At 67.8% G+C, this 13595-nt stretch carries 15 protein-coding genes; 2 read left to right on the forward strand and 13 right to left on the reverse strand.

The genetic code is table 11. The features are described from left to right. Positions 1–25: 25 nt before the first annotated feature. The 13 genes from OCUBac02_RS12950 to OCUBac02_RS13010 form a co-directional block, all read right to left on the reverse strand. On the reverse strand, positions 26–1339 hold the full coding sequence (locus tag OCUBac02_RS12950; RefSeq protein WP_173046121.1) for a DUF58 domain-containing protein: 1314 nt from the start codon (positions 1337–1339) through the stop codon (positions 26–28). Next, on the reverse strand, positions 1336–2292 hold the full coding sequence (locus OCUBac02_RS12955) for an AAA family ATPase (RefSeq protein ID WP_047575463.1): 957 nt from the start codon (positions 2290–2292) through the stop codon (positions 1336–1338). Before OCUBac02_RS12955 ends, OCUBac02_RS12950 begins: the two co-directional genes overlap by 4 nt. After that, positions 2261–3496: a DUF4350 domain-containing protein gene (locus OCUBac02_RS12960; RefSeq protein ID WP_173046123.1), complete on the reverse strand. Its 1236-nt coding sequence runs from the start codon at positions 3494–3496 to the stop codon at positions 2261–2263. Before OCUBac02_RS12960 ends, OCUBac02_RS12955 begins: the two co-directional genes overlap by 32 nt. After that, the gene (locus tag OCUBac02_RS12965; protein WP_173046125.1) at positions 3496–4149 is read right to left on the reverse strand and encodes a hypothetical protein; all 654 of its coding nucleotides are present in this window, start codon (positions 4147–4149) and stop codon (positions 3496–3498) included. Before OCUBac02_RS12965 ends, OCUBac02_RS12960 begins: the two co-directional genes overlap by 1 nt. 107 nt (positions 4150–4256) lie before the next feature. Beyond that, positions 4257–5492 (reverse strand): metal-dependent hydrolase family protein, encoded by a 1236-nt coding sequence (locus OCUBac02_RS12970; protein WP_173046127.1) that lies wholly within the window; start codon positions 5490–5492, stop codon positions 4257–4259. Positions 5493–5532: 40 nt separating this feature from the next. Further along, positions 5533–6021, reverse strand: a complete 489-nt coding sequence (locus OCUBac02_RS12975; protein ID WP_047576679.1) for a GAF domain-containing protein — start codon at positions 6019–6021, stop codon at positions 5533–5535. Between the two features lie 15 nt (positions 6022–6036). Next, the gene (locus OCUBac02_RS12980) at positions 6037–6948 is read right to left on the reverse strand and encodes a branched-chain amino acid ABC transporter permease (RefSeq protein WP_173046129.1); all 912 of its coding nucleotides are present in this window, start codon (positions 6946–6948) and stop codon (positions 6037–6039) included. After that, positions 6948–7811, reverse strand: a complete 864-nt coding sequence (locus OCUBac02_RS12985; RefSeq protein WP_244638917.1) for a branched-chain amino acid ABC transporter permease — start codon at positions 7809–7811, stop codon at positions 6948–6950. The genes OCUBac02_RS12980 and OCUBac02_RS12985 overlap by 1 nt, the downstream gene beginning before the upstream one ends. After that, entirely contained in the window at positions 7808–9013 is a 1206-nt protein-coding gene (locus OCUBac02_RS12990; RefSeq protein ID WP_047576674.1) for an ABC transporter substrate-binding protein, read from the reverse strand. Before OCUBac02_RS12990 ends, OCUBac02_RS12985 begins: the two co-directional genes overlap by 4 nt. A gap of 47 nt (positions 9014–9060) precedes the next feature. Beyond that, the gene (locus OCUBac02_RS12995; protein ID WP_244638919.1) at positions 9061–9783 is read right to left on the reverse strand and encodes an ABC transporter ATP-binding protein; all 723 of its coding nucleotides are present in this window, start codon (positions 9781–9783) and stop codon (positions 9061–9063) included. Then, a complete protein-coding gene (locus OCUBac02_RS13000) occupies positions 9780–10544 on the reverse strand; it encodes an ABC transporter ATP-binding protein (RefSeq protein ID WP_173046131.1) in 765 nt (254 codons plus the stop codon). The genes OCUBac02_RS12995 and OCUBac02_RS13000 overlap by 4 nt, the downstream gene beginning before the upstream one ends. A 10-nt stretch (positions 10545–10554) precedes the next feature. Next, on the reverse strand, positions 10555–11211 hold the full coding sequence (locus OCUBac02_RS13005) for a TetR/AcrR family transcriptional regulator (protein ID WP_052232127.1): 657 nt from the start codon (positions 11209–11211) through the stop codon (positions 10555–10557). A 234-nt stretch (positions 11212–11445) separates the two neighbouring features. Next, complete coding sequence (locus OCUBac02_RS13010) at positions 11446–12138, reverse strand: YcbK family protein (protein WP_173046133.1); 693 nt, start codon at positions 12136–12138, stop codon at positions 11446–11448. Between the two features lie 341 nt (positions 12139–12479). Here OCUBac02_RS13010 and OCUBac02_RS13015 point away from each other — a divergent pair, with 341 nt between their 5' ends. Then, positions 12480–12860, forward strand: coding sequence for an NADH-quinone oxidoreductase subunit A (locus tag OCUBac02_RS13015; protein WP_374678812.1), 381 nt, complete (start codon positions 12480–12482; stop codon positions 12858–12860). Between the two features lie 65 nt (positions 12861–12925). Next, positions 12926–13510, forward strand: coding sequence for a NuoB/complex I 20 kDa subunit family protein (locus OCUBac02_RS13020; protein ID WP_173046135.1), 585 nt, complete (start codon positions 12926–12928; stop codon positions 13508–13510). Positions 13511–13595 lie beyond the last annotated feature (85 nt).

Genomic DNA, 13595 nt, shown 5'->3' on the forward strand with positions numbered 1-13595 from the left:
GCCGCCGTCGAGGCGCTGTTCGGTTCTATAGCAGCCCCCTCTGCTTGATGGTGAGGTAGCGGTTGACCAGGCCGACGGCGAGGCCGCGCGGCGGAATCTCCAGGCAATGCACGCCCATCCGCGCCAGTCGCTCCAGCACCACCGCGCGCTCGCGCTGCAGGTCGCGCGCGACGACCGCCTCGGCGACCGGCCGGAAGCCCGCGGGCTCGGCCTCGACGATATCGGCCAAGAGCGGGTCGCGCAGCGTGACGAAGATCACGGCGTGGCGATTGGCCATGCGCTGGAGGCTTTCGAGCAGGAGCCCCGCCGTCGTGGTGTCGATGAACTCGGTGAACAGGACGACCAGCGCCCGGCGCTTCAGGCGAGCGTTCAGCTCGGCCAGGCCCAGCGTGAAATTGGTCTCCTCGGCCCGATAACCGAGCTGGCTCGATGCGTTCTGGAGCCGGGCGAAGGCGCTGCGGCCAGGCGAGGGCTGGAGATATTGCCGGATGCGTGCATCGAAGCCGAACGAACCGACATGGTCGCCGCTGCGCAATGCGACCCAGCCGAGCAACAGCCCGGCATGGATCGCGTGGTCGAGGCGCGGCAGGCCGTCGATCGGCTCCGCCATCAGGTAGCCGGTGTCGAAGGCGAGCACGATCTGGTGGTTGCGCTCGATCCGGAATTCCTTCGACAGCAGCTTGAGATGCTTGGCCGAGTGCTTCCAGTCGATGAAGCGGTTGTCGAGCCCCTGGACATGGTCGCGCAGGGCCTCGAACTCGGTGCCTTCGCCCTTCTGGCGCTGGACCTTGATGCCATCGATGGCATCGCGGCTGAAGAACTGCACGGCGGCCGAGGCGATGCCGCGGATATCGGGCACGACATCGATCGTGAGCGCCTGCGGCCGGCGCTGGCTCCGGCCGGCGAGGCCGAGCGGCCCGTGCCAGCGCAGCCAGAGCGCCTCGATGACAATCCGTCCGCGCCGGAGCGGCCGGATCGGCAGCGTGACCATGCCCACCGTTCCCGGCGGAACCTCCAGCCGGGCAGGTTCGGGCGGCGCGGTATCGCCGCTCTGTTCGGGCAGGACCTGGATCGCGACCGCCCTTGATGCGCCCTCGATGCCGGCGCTCACGCTCAATTGCTCTTCGCTGCCGATATATAATCGCGGCGGGGCATCGACCGTGAGCGCCAATCGCGACGGCCGGACGCAGAGCAGGGCGTCGAGCCCGATCAGCGCCAGCACGAACAGGCCGAGATCGAGCGCGATTGGCCAGAGCGCCGGGTCATGGATCAGCAGGCCGATGGCGACCGGCACGGTCGCCCCGAAGAGCAGGACGGCGCGCGGTGTCGGCCTGATCATCGCGGCACGGCGACCTGGTCGATCAGTTCGAGAATGACCTTGTCGGCGACCAGGCCGTCGATCTCGGCATTGGGCGCGAGCACGATCCGGTGACGCAGCAGGGGCAGGGCGATGCCCTTGACGTCGTCGGGGATGACGAAGTCGCGTCCTTGCGTCGCAGCCCGCGCCCGGCTGGCCGAGGCCAGCATCGTCGCGGCGCGCGGCGAGGCGCCGGTCTCGATCGCCGGGTGCTCGCGCGTCGCGCGGATGAGATCGACGATATAGCCGACCAGCGGCTCGCCGAGCGCGATCCCGCCGACCAGCGCGCGCGCCGCCAGCAAGTGCTGTTCCGAGACCACCGAGGCGAGGCCGAACTCCGCGAGCTTCGGCATGGCGGCGCGGTGCCCATGGCGCGCGACGATGGCGAATTCCTCCTCGCGGCTGGGATAGGCGAGGTTGATCTTGAACAGGAAGCGGTCGAGCTGCGCCTCGGGTAGCGGATAGGTGCCCTGCTGCTCGATCGGGTTCTGGGTCGCCACCACCATGAAGGCCTCGCCCAGCGGATGGGTGGTGCCGTCGATGGTGACGTTGCGCTCGTTCATCGCCTGCAACAGCGCGGCCTGCGTCTTGGGGGGCGTGCGGTTGATCTCGTCGGCAAGCAGGATGTCGGTGAAGATCGGGCCGCGCGTCAGGTTGAAGCTGCTGGTGCGGAAATCGAAGAGATTGGTGCCGAGCAGGTCGCCCGGCATCATGTCCGGCGTGAACTGGATGCGCCCGAAGCGCAGCGAAAGCCCGGCCGCGAAGCTTTGCGCCAGCAGCGTCTTGGCCGTGCCCGGCACGCCCTCCAGCAGGACATGCCCGCCGCAGAGCAGGCTGACGAGCATCAGCTCGACGACCTCGTCCTGGCCGACGACGGCTTTGCGGATTTCGCCGCGAAGCCCTTCAGTGATCGTCGAGACGTCGCGGAGTTCCATGCGGCATGTCCTTGCGCCAGTGATGGAGCGCCTGCGCCGCGGCAAGCAGCGAGGCGAGATTGCGGGAGCCGGCCACTGGGTTGTCGGCCAGCCCGGCGAGCGGTTTCGGGTCGATGCCGCGCGCCTCGGACGCCTGCACCAGCCATGCGGTCAGCGCAGCGCCTTCGAGCCCGGCCGGCGCGCGCAAGACCCGCGCGGCGTCCTGCAGCGTCATCGCGATATAGCGCTGCAGGATCGCGGCATGGTGCCCGGCATAGTCGACGAGAGCTGCGGCATTGCCGATCAGGGCATGCCGGCCGGCATCGAGCCGGCGCGGCGCCGGCAGGGGCGCGCCGAAGCGTCCCATCGCCGCCCAGAGCAGCAATGCGATCGCTGCGACGATCTGGGCAAGTACGAGATTGAACGGGAATTCATAGAGGAATTTCAGCAGGTTGGGTGGCGATCTTCGGAAGCCGTGGATGGTCTCGTCGAAGACCAGCGTGCGGCTCCGGCCATCGGCCAAGGCTGCGACCATGTCGCGTACGAAGGCGGCATTCTGGCCCTTGCCGATGCCGTGGTTCTCGATCGGGTCGGGATCGGCCAGCACCAGCGTCCGGCGATTGCCCTGTCGCAACTCGCCGAGCAGGATGCCGTCCGGGGTCGAGATCAGCGGCGTGAGGTTGGAGCCCTTGATGAGCTGGAGCTCGCCCTGCACGGTCGGGTCAGCCGCGGTGATCACCTTGCTGTAGGACGTAGGCGGCTTGGTCCGGACGATATCGCCGCCACTGACCGCCGCGCTGAGCGCGGCTTGTACACGCAGCACCGGCGCAAGCTCCGCGTGGCCGATCCAGTCCTTGCGCCGCTCGCCCGGGCGCACGGTCCATTTCGGCAGGACGAGCAGGATGCGGCCGGCGGTTCCGAGCTTGTTGCGGTTCTCGTCGCTGGCGAGACTGCCTGCCGGCTCGGCGAGGATGAGCACGCCGCTCTCGCCGATCGCCTCCAGGGGCCGGTCCTCGGCGCGCAGCGTCCGGTAGCCCAGGCCATCGAGCAGGTCGTGGAAGGCGAGATGGCCGACGGCGGAATTGGAATAGCTGTTGGCGCCGGATGCGAGGCCCGCCGCCTCGCGCCCGCCCATTCCCGTCAGCAGCAGCGATGCCGCGAAGAGGGTGCAGAGCGCCGCGGCGAGCGCTGCGAGGACGCGCGGTTGGAAGGTCATTGCCGCCATCAGGCTGCTCCCGTCGCCAGAGAGCGCTTCAGCGTCTCGAACTCCTGCCGGCAGCCGAGATAATCCTGCTGCCCCGCCGGCCTTCCGCCGAAATAGGTCTGCTCGACCGACCGGACGATGGCGCCGAGCGCGCCGCTTCCCGCCTGCGGCAGGGAGACCTTGCGCAGGATCTCCCGGCTCGTCAGCGAAACCGCGAAGCTGGTGCCGAGCCGGAGTTTTATCTCGGCGAGGCTATTCAGCAGCAGCACATGCATGGCCTCGCCATAATGCCCCCGGCTGGCGAGGTCGTCGGCTTCGACCTGCGCTTCGTTCATCCGGGCGGAGGCATCGGACGAGCCGGCCGGGAGGTCCGCCGCCCTGATCCGGCGCGAGCGGCTGAAGGCCGGCAGGCTGTCGCGCAGGGACCAGATCGTCACGGCCACGCCGATGATGACGGCGCCCCAGAGCAGGAGGCGCGCCATGTCGGCCGAAATGTCGAACTTCAGCCAGTCCAGCCAGCTCGCCGCCTTCGCCTCGGGGGCGGGCATCTGCGTCTGGATGTCGTGGCGGCGGACAGCCTGCCTGACGATCTCGCCCGCATCGGTGGCCGCCCGCGCCACGCCGCCGAGCGCGACGGCGCAGAATGCAACGAGCGGGACAGGCAATCGCTTCACAGGCTTTCGAATCCGCATGCGGCCGAAAGCCAGTATGGCGAAGAAATCCGTCGCGCCATAGCCGGGGCATGCGCGGCGGGGCGAGGGGCCCCGCCGGCCTGGTGCCGTCAGTTCAGGCTGGCGCGCTTCATGAAGGTGCCGCCCTTCATGATGACAGGCATGTGCCGGCCCTGTCGGGTCAGCAGCGAGAGGTCCTTCAGCGGATCGCCGTCGACGACGATCAGGTCGGCATGGGCGCCGGCCGCGACCGTGCCGATCAGGCCTTCCATCCTCAGGAGCTTGGCCGCGACATGGGTCGCCGAGGCGATGACCTCGTGGGCCGGCAGGGCGCGGCCGCGGATCACGAACTCCTCGGACTGGTACTTGTGCATCTCGCCGAGCAGGTCGCTGCCATAGGCCATGGTCAGGCCGGCCTTCTTCATGATGGCGAGCGATTCCATGCCGGCCGAGCGCACGACATCGACCTTGGCGACCGAATCCGGCGGGAAGCCGAGCTTCGGCCCGTCCGAGACCAGCTTGTCATAGGTCACCAGCGTCGGAACCGCGACGGCGCCCTTGCTGGCCGCGAGCTTCGCCGTCTCGGCCTTGATCAGGTTGCAATGCTCCAGCGAATGCACGCCGGCCTCGACGCAGCGGCGGATGGCGTCGTCGGTATAGACATGGGCCGAGACATAGGTGCCGGCCATCCTCGCTTCCTCGACCACGGCCTCGAGTTCGCTGACGGAGAAACCGAGGAAATGGATCGGGTCGGTCGGCGAGGCGCAGCCGCCATTGGCCATGATCTTGATGAAGTCGGCCCCGCCCTTCAGCTCCTCGCGCGCGGCGCGGCGGACCTGGTCGACGCCGTCGCAGATGCGGCCGAGCGCGCCGAGGCGATGGCGCTCGATCACGCTCGGGCGGTCGTCATAGCGGCCGCGGAAATCGGCATGGCCGCCGGTCTGGCTCAGCGCCTTGCCGGAGATGACGAGGCGCGGTGTCGGGAAATCGCCTTCCTCCGTCGCCTGCTTCAGGCCGAAATCGGCGCCGCCGACATCGCGCACCGTGGTGAAGCCGCGCATCAGCATCGCCCGCATGATCCCGAAGGAGCGGGCGGTGACCAGCGAATCCGGCAGGCGGGAATTGGCGCCGAGATCGGCGACGCCGGCCACGACATGGACATGGGCGTCGATCAGGCCGGGCATCAGCGTCCTGCCCTTGAGATCGACGACCTTGGCCTTGGCCGAGGTTACGGATTTGCCGACCTCGCGGATGGTGCTGCCCTCGACGAGGACGCTGACGGGCGCGCCCGCTTCCGGCGCCGAGCCGTCGACGATGCGGGCATTGGTGAACAGGGTGGAAGCCACTTGCATGTTCCTTCAGTCAGGATGCGTCGGGGAAACGGGATCAGGCGGCCTTGTTGGCGGCGCGCGCGGCAAGGAAGGCCGGCACCAGCAGCGGCGCGAGCCGCTCGACCGGCGCGACATGCTCCTCGCGGTAATGGTGCTCGGGCGCGAGCAGATTGATCGTGCCGACGACCTTGCCGTCATAGATCGCGGGGATGTTGATCACGGAGCCGAGCCCCATGCTCTCGATCAATTCATGGTCGAAGAAGGCCCAGCGGATGCCGGCCTTGTCCTTGCCGAGATAGGGCTGGCGGCCGTCGAGCACATGCTTGCCCCAGGGCGTCGGGCCCATCGTCTTGCGGCCGGAGACCGGATACTCCGCCGGCCGGTTGGAATAGATGCGCGCGACCTCCTGCCCGTCGACATAGAGCAGCGTGAACAATTCGTGGCCGACGAGGCGGCGGGTGATGTCCTCGAAGGCCTTGAACACCGTGTCGGGCTGGCCGGGCTCCCTGATGAGGGCGGAGAGGGTGGCGAGATCGTCGGACATGGGCAGGCCTTCGGTTTAAGCGGCGGTCGGAGGGACCGGCGCCTTCGGGATGCACTCGGGCAGGATGCCCTGCGGCTTGAGATGCAGGACGAGGATGAGGGCGATGCCGATCAGCATCTCGCGCATGGCCGCGAGCTGGACCGGTTGCAGGCCCGGCACCCATTCGGTGACGAAGCGGGTCGCCTCCAGGAAGATCACGACGAGATAGGCGCCGAGCACGGCCCCGCTCGGGCGCCCGACGCCGCCGGCCGTGACGGCGAGGAAGATGTAGATCGTGATCAGCGGCTGGAAATGGTCAGGCGAGACATAGGACTGGAAATGCGCGTAGAGCGCCCCCGCCAGCGCTGCGATCGCGGCCGAAAGCGCGAAGGCCTGGAGCTTGAAGCGCAAGACCGGCTTGCCGGCGAAGGCGGCGAGCTGCTGGTCCTCGCGGATCGCCTTGAGCGCCCGGCCATAGGGCGAGGCGTCGAGCCGGCGCAGCAGCGCCCAGACGACCACCAGAACCAGCGTGGCGAGGCCGAGATAGAAATAGGCGAAGTTCTGTGTGCCGAGCTCGGCCTTGAGCGGCGCCTTGATGCCGGAGATGCCGTCCGAGCCGTTGGTCAGCCAGCGTTCGTTCAGCGCCACGAGCCGGATGACCTCGGCAAAACCCAGCGTGACGATGGCGAGATAGTCGTCGCGCAGGCGCAGCGTCGCGAAGGTGACGACGAGGCCGACCGCGGCTCCCACGACCAGCGCCGCGCCCCAGCCGATCAAGACCGGCGCGCCGGCCCCCGTCGCCAGCGCCGAGGCATAGGCGCCGACCGCGAAGAAGCCGGCGAGACCCAGATTGACCAGGCCCGCGCCGCCCCAGATCAGGTTGAGGCTGAGCGCGAGCAGGCCGTAGATGGCGCAGAGCGTCAGGGTGAAGATCAGATAGGACAGCATCAGGCGGCCCTTTCCCCGAGGATGCCGCGCGGGCGGAAGGTGAGCATCAGCAGGATCGCGACGAAGCCGACGCCGGTGCGATAGGTCGCGGGCACGACGAGCAGTGCCAGCTCCTCGGCGATGCCGAGCATCAGGGCGCCGACGACCGCGCCGGGGATCGAGCCGAGCCCACCTAGTACGGCGGCTGCGAAGACCGAGAGCAGCACGCGATAGCCGGTCAGCGGGTCGATCGAGGTGTCGAGCCCGATCAGCACGCCGCCCACGCCGGTCAATCCGGCGCCGATGAAGATCGTGACGATCGCGATCTTCGCGGGGTCGATTCCTTTCAGCCGGGCGAGGTCGGGATTGTCGGCGACGGCGCGCATCGCCTTGCCGAAGCGGGTATAGCGCAGGAACAGGAACATCGCCGCCATGATCGCGACCGCCAGCAGCAGGCTCTGGAGCTGCTGCGGGCCGATGCGCAGATCGCCGAAGCGCATGTCGCGCGCGATCGGCAGGTCGTAGCCGCGCATCTCGTTGCCGAAGATGAAGCGGACGATGTTCTCCAGCACGAGATTGAGCGCGATCGAGGCGATGGCGACGATCAGCGCGCCGTTGTTGCGCAGGCGCTTCAGCGAGGTCTCTTCCGCGACGACGCCAATGAGCCCCGTCACCGCGAAGGCGACGAGGAGCGCGGCCGGCACCGGCAGCGCCATCGCGACATTCGCCCACCAGGCGGCGAAGGCGCCGATGGTCGCATAGGCCGCGATGGCGAAGTTCGGATAGCGCAGCACCGCGAAGATGGCGGAGAAGCCGATGGCCGGGACGGCGATCAGCGTCCCGGTCATCACCCCGTTGACGAGCGCCTGCAGCAACTGGCTCACGCGATCTTCACCAGCGCGAGCTTGCCGTCCCGGACCTGCTCGTAGCGGAACTGGCAATCGGCGATGTCGCCGGTTTCGGTGAAGTCGCACGGACCGCTGGCACCGTCATAGTCCACGGGCTGCTTGGCGGCGATCGCCTTGAGCCCGTCGAGCGCGTTGTCGACCTTGGCGCCGCCCTGCGCCTGGCTGACCTTGCGCACCGCATCCTTGATCGCGGTGCCCGATGCATCGCCGGCCAGCGCGATCGCCATCAGGATCAGGTTGATCTGGTCGTAGACCTGGGTGGTGTAGGGATCGGGCGAGGCGACGCCGATCATCTTGACCAACCGTGCATAGGCCTTCGAGCCCTCGGCCGGCGAAGGTGCGATGGTGAAGGTCTTGTCGACCACCTCGGCCGGCACGCTCTCGACCAGCTTCTGGTTGACCGCATAGCCGAAGGCGACCTTCAGCCCGGAATAGCCGGCGCGATAGGCGTCCTTGAGCATGACGGCGGTATCGGGCGTGTAGCCACCGAAGATGATCGCGTCGGGCTTGAAGCGCAGCACCTCGTCGATCTCGCTGCGATAGGCCGGCTTCTTGTCGTCATAGATCAGCGAGCCGGTCTCGCCGCCGGCCTTCTTCACGGCCTCGGTGATGTTGTCGAACTGGCTCTTGGCGAAGGGCGTCTGCGGCGAGACGAAGAAGACGCGCTTGGCCTTCTCGGCAACGCAGAACTCGCCGAACTTGCGGCCCTGCAGGGTCGTGTTTGGCTGGGTGCGGATCAGGTAGCCCTGATGCGGCAGCTGCGTGATCGAATCGGCACCGGAGACGGTTGCGAGGAACGTCTTCGATTCCCAGCAGAGCGGCGCCACCGCGGTGGTGACCGACGAGGCCCAGGTGCCGACGATCGCCGAGACCTTGTCGACGTCGATCAGCTTGCGGGCGGCGCGCACGCCGGCTTCCGGGTTGGTCTGGTCGTCTTCCGAGATCAGTTCGACCTTGCGACCGAGCACGCCGCCGGCGGCATTGACCTCGTCGATCACGGCCTTCACCGCCTTGACCATGACCGGGCCATAGGGGCCGCCGGCGCCGGTGAGCGGCGTCAGGGTGCCGATCCTGATCGGCGAGCCCTGGGCGAGCGCGCGGCCGGGCAGGGCGGAGAGGCCGGCAAGCGCTGCGGCGCCTGCCAGAAGCGTGCGGCGATCGGTCGTGAACTCAGTCATGATGTTCCCCTGTTGTCTTGTTGGTTTGCTGTCGTGTCGGCGTCGTCCTAGCCGCCGAGGAAGAGGCGGCGGATTTCGGGGTCGGTGGCGAGCGCGGGGCCTGCGCCCTCGCGGCTGTTGCGGCCGGAGACCAGCACATAGCCGCGCGTCGAGATCTGCAGCGCTTCGAGCGCGTGCTGCTCGACCATCAGGATCGGCAGGCCGCCCTTGTTGAGCGAGACGATGGCGTCGAACAGCTCGTCGGCAGCCTTGGGAGAGAGACCCGCCGTCGGCTCGTCGAGCAGCAGCAGGGCAGGGGCGTTCATCAGCCCCATCGCCATGGCGAGGATCTGGCGCTGGCCGCCCGAGAGCGTACGCGCCAGCGCCTTGCGCTTCTCGGCCAGCATCGGATAGCGCGCGTACATCTGTTCGCTGCGCTCCCCGACCTTGCCCGGCTCCTGGAAGCCGCTGATCTCGAGGTTTTCCGCGACCGTCATCGCGCCGAAGACATTGCGCTCCTGCGGCACGAAGCCGATGCCGGACCTGGCCCGGCCGAGCGCATTCTCGCGGGTGACGTCGCCGCCTTTCAGCTTGATCGTGCCGTCGCGCGCCTTGACGAGGCCCGCGATGGTCTTGAGCAATGTCGACTTGCCGGCGCCGTTCGGCCCGATGATCGAGACGATCTCGCCGGGAGCGACCGTGAGCGAAGTCCCCTTCAGAATCTGCTCGGCCGCGCCATAGCCGGCGACGATGCCGTCGACGGCGAGCAGCTTGCCCTGTGCCGCGCTCAATGACGCCTCCCGAGATAGGCTTCCTGCACGCGGGTGTCAGCGGCGACCTCGTCGAACGACCCTTGAGTCAGCGTCTTGCCCTCGGCCATGACGACGACGGGCGCGCAGAGCTTTCGGATCAGCCCCATGTCGTGCTCGATCAGGCAGATCGTCAAACCGTCGCGGTTGAGACCTACGAGATGCTCGGCGATCTGCTCGGTCAGGCTTGGATTGACGCCCGCCATCGGCTCGTCGAGCAGCAGCAGCTTCGGCTCGGCCATCAGCGCGCGGCCGATCTCGACCAGCTTCTTCTGGCCGCCGGAAAGGGCGGTGACGGGATTGTCGAGCACATGGTCGAGCTTGAGCCTTCGTGCGATGCCGAAGGCGCGCTCGGAGAGTTCGGCTTCACGCCGCCTGGCCCCGCCCGTGCCGATCAGCCCGGCCAGCAGGCCCTCGCCCGGCTGGTCGGCGCCGTAGAGCATCAGGTGCTGGAAGACGCTGAGCTTGGGAAAGCCGCGCGCGAGCTGGAAGGAGCGGACAAGTCCCGCCGCGACGAGCTTCTCCGGCGGCATCCCCGCCGTCTCGGTCGCCCCGAGCCGGACCGAGCCCGCCTGCGGCCGGTAAAGCCCGGATACCGCGTTGAACAGGGTCGACTTGCCGGCGCCGTTCGGCCCGATCAGGCCGGTGAAGGAGCCTTGAGGCACCGCGAAATCGACGCCGCGCAGAACCTGCACGCCGTAGAAGCCGAGCGTCAGCCCCTGGATGGTCAGTGCTGCCGTCATGCCGCCGCCGTCATGCCGCTACCGTCTTGCGCCTGCCGGCGAGGGCGGCTGCGGGTTTCATCGGGAAATGCTGCCGGACCTGCTGCTTCCAGAAGCCGAGCAGGCCGTCGTAATAGGCGGGGTCGTTCGGGCGCAGCACGGTCTGGCTGATCATGCCGCGGACCAGGCACATCGTCGCGTTCATGACGGTGCGGGTATGGTCCGGGGCCGTGCCGGCGCGGGCCGCGAGCGCGGTCCAGACCGCATCGAGCCCTGCATGGAATTCCTTGACCGTCGGTATGAGATCGGCACGGAAAGCCGGGTTGTGGCGCGCTTCCGGCAGATATTCCATCGTCACGTAGAACAGCCGGTCGTCCATCATCTCCCAGATGTAGTCGACGATCTCGTCGCTGGAGCCGCCCCGCGCCATGAAGTCCTCGGCGAAGCGGTGCAGGCCGCGCGCCGCCTTGGCCAGCATGTCGGCGATGGAAGCGCTGATGATCGCCTCGCGCCCGGCGAAATGATGGGTCAGCGCGCCCCTGGAGACGCCGGCGACGCGGGCGATCTCGGGCGTCGTGGTGCGGGCGAGCCCCTGGTCGTGCAGCAGGTCGATGGTCGCGTTCATCAGCCGCGCGGAGGTCTCCGCGCTGCGTTCCTTCTGCGATCGTCGCTTGCCGGTGCCGCTCATTCCGACCTCGCTCCCCTTGACGATGGGGAAACCGTGCGACTCAACTTACAAACAGTCAAGCCTGTTTTTGAAGAGGGCGGATCCACGCCGTCATTCTCGAGCGGAACGGATTGTCGTCATGGTCGGGCCTGTCCCAACCATCCACGCCTTCACCGATGCAGAGTTGCGTTCAAGACGTGGATGCTCGCCATAAGGGCGAGCATGACGTGAGTAAGAGACGCTTCGAAAAAACTCCTACCAGGGCCGGCGCGGTCCGGTATCGATATGGATCAGCCCGTTCCAGTAGACATGGTTGCCGCCGACCTCGGGCAGGGCGCGCACCCATTCCAGCACGGCGCGCGGCCTGACGCCGGGGACGCGGAAATCCATCGCCTGGCAGCCCTTGTGATAGGAGCCGCGCCGCGCGCGCCAGGGCGGACGCCAGGTCGAAGTCACCTTCACCGCGCCATATCGGTCGGCGATCTTGCCGAGGATCAGCTTCAGCTCCTGCGGCAGGCAGGCGGTCGAGGTGCCGGGATCGGTCGAGATGCCCGGCCGTTCCGGCTGCTCGTTCGGGTCGAAATCGGGTTCGGCACCGGCCTTCTGGCCGGGCGTCAGCTTCGGCCATTCGACACCTTCGTCGTCATCGGGCTCGCCGGGCTGGGGTGGGGTGGCCGCGGCGGCCGGGGTTTCCGGTGCCGGTGTCGCGGGCGGGGTTTCCTCGGAAGCAGCCGGCACCGGCGTATCGGGAGCTGCGGCGCGCGGCGTCGGCGGCGGCACGATGATCGGGGGCAGCTTCGGCGTGCCTTCGAGATCGAGGTCGAACGGGCGCTGCGGCGGCAGCGGGGCACGCATCGGCTCGCCTTCCTGGGCGGAGACGACAGCCGTCGAGAGCAGCAGGGCGAGCGCCGGCATGGCCAGCGCAAGCGGGAGGCAGGCCGGGCTCATCGCGCCGTCGAATATCCGCGAAAGAAGGGCTGACGGGCGGAGCGGGGATCGCGAAACATCGAAGGCCTTTCGGGATGAAACGCTCGCGCAGCCGGCAACGATTCGGCACGGTGAACGGTTTACTGCCGCGGTCGCCTGCCGAAAGCAGGCGATTTTGTCGGATTTTCGCCGCTGCTCTGCAGGGCGATGGCGGGACGTGGCCGGATTTTGCCTTAATCTGCGCTGGGTTCAACCCGGATGCGGCGATTGTGCGGCGCGGCGGAGTCTTGCTTCATTCTAATCGAGGGTCTAAGCGACTGGGACAGCGAGCCGCCCCCGGGGCGTCTGAAACGAGTTCGACCATGCAAGCTGCCACGGTGCCTTCCATTCTGAGCGACTACCTGCCGCTGGTGCTGTTCATCGGCGTCTCGGCGGTAATCGGCCTGGCCCTGCTGATCGCTCCCTTCGCGATCGCCTATTCCAAGCCGGACGCGGAAAAGCTCTCGGCCTATGAATGCGGCTTCAACGCCTTCGACGATGCCCGCATGAAGTTCGACGTCCGCTTCTATCTGGTCGCGATTCTCTTCATCATCTTCGATCTCGAGGTCGCGTTCCTGTTCCCCTGGGCCGTCGCCTTCGGCGGGCTCGGCTGGTATGGTTTCTGGTCGATGATGGTCTTTCTCGGCGTGCTCACCGTGGGTTTCATCTACGAGTGGCGCAAGGGCGCGCTGGAGTGGGACTGACTGTCGGGTTGCGAGGCGGCGCTCCGCATTCGATCCGGCAGGCAAAGGTTCACGAGGATTAGGTCATGGCAGTCACAGCGATCGATCGTGGTGATCCGCTCGTCGCGCAGGCGCCGAGGGGTTTGCTCGGTCCCGACGGCAAGCCGTTGGGCGCGCGTGATCCGTTCTTCGTCGAGATCAACAACGAACTCGCCGACAAGGGTTTCCTCGTCACCGCGACCGACGATCTGATCAACTGGGCCCGCACCGGCTCGCTGATGTGGATGACGTTCGGCCTGGCCTGCTGCGCCGTCGAGATGATGCAGCTCTCGATGCCGCGCTACGACGTCGAGCGCTTCGGCTTCGCGCCGCGCGCCTCGCCGCGCCAGTCGGACGTGATGATCGTCGCGGGCACGCTGACCAACAAGATGGCTCCCGCTCTGCGCAAGGTCTACGACCAGATGCCGGAGCCGCGCTACGTCATCTCGATGGGTTCCTGCGCCAATGGCGGCGGCTACTACCACTACAGCTACTCGGTGGTGCGCGGCTGCGACCGCATCGTCCCGATCGACATCTATGTCCCGGGCTGCCCGCCGACGGCCGAGGCGCTGCTCTACGGCGTCCTGCTGCTGCAGAAGAAGATCCGCCGCACCGGCACGATCGAACGTTAACACGAATGCGTCATGCCCGGGCTTGACCCGGGCATCTCCTGACGGAGAGGCGCGAGGCGACGAAGACGGGATTTGAGCCCCGTCC

Origin of the sequence: Bosea sp. ANAM02 (assembly GCF_011764485.1) — a bacterium.
Taxonomy (GTDB): Bacteria; Pseudomonadota; Alphaproteobacteria; order Rhizobiales; family Beijerinckiaceae; genus Allobosea.

Excerpts from the sequence above, each read along its gene's own strand:
- OCUBac02_RS12955 (WP_047575463.1), bottom strand. The coding sequence starts at position 2,292 with ATGGAACTCCGCGACGTCTCGACGATCACTGAAGGGCTTCGCGGCGAA.
- OCUBac02_RS13005 (WP_052232127.1), bottom strand. The coding sequence starts at position 11,211 with ATGAGCGGCACCGGCAAGCGACGATCGCAGAAGGAACGCAGCGCGGAG.
- OCUBac02_RS12975 (WP_047576679.1), bottom strand. The coding sequence starts at position 6,021 with ATGTCCGACGATCTCGCCACCCTCTCCGCCCTCATCAGGGAGCCCGGC.
- OCUBac02_RS13015 (WP_374678812.1), top strand. The coding sequence starts at position 12,480 with ATGCAAGCTGCCACGGTGCCTTCCATTCTGAGCGACTACCTGCCGCTG.
- OCUBac02_RS12990 (WP_047576674.1), bottom strand. The coding sequence starts at position 9,013 with ATGACTGAGTTCACGACCGATCGCCGCACGCTTCTGGCAGGCGCCGCA.
- OCUBac02_RS12950 (WP_173046121.1), bottom strand. The coding sequence starts at position 1,339 with ATGATCAGGCCGACACCGCGCGCCGTCCTGCTCTTCGGGGCGACCGTG.
- OCUBac02_RS13010 (WP_173046133.1), bottom strand. The coding sequence starts at position 12,138 with ATGAGCCCGGCCTGCCTCCCGCTTGCGCTGGCCATGCCGGCGCTCGCC.
- OCUBac02_RS12980 (WP_173046129.1), bottom strand. The coding sequence starts at position 6,948 with ATGCTGTCCTATCTGATCTTCACCCTGACGCTCTGCGCCATCTACGGC.
- OCUBac02_RS13020 (WP_173046135.1), top strand. The coding sequence starts at position 12,926 with ATGGCAGTCACAGCGATCGATCGTGGTGATCCGCTCGTCGCGCAGGCG.
- OCUBac02_RS12960 (WP_173046123.1), bottom strand. The coding sequence starts at position 3,496 with ATGGCGGCAATGACCTTCCAACCGCGCGTCCTCGCAGCGCTCGCCGCG.
- OCUBac02_RS13000 (WP_173046131.1), bottom strand. The coding sequence starts at position 10,544 with ATGACGGCAGCACTGACCATCCAGGGGCTGACGCTCGGCTTCTACGGC.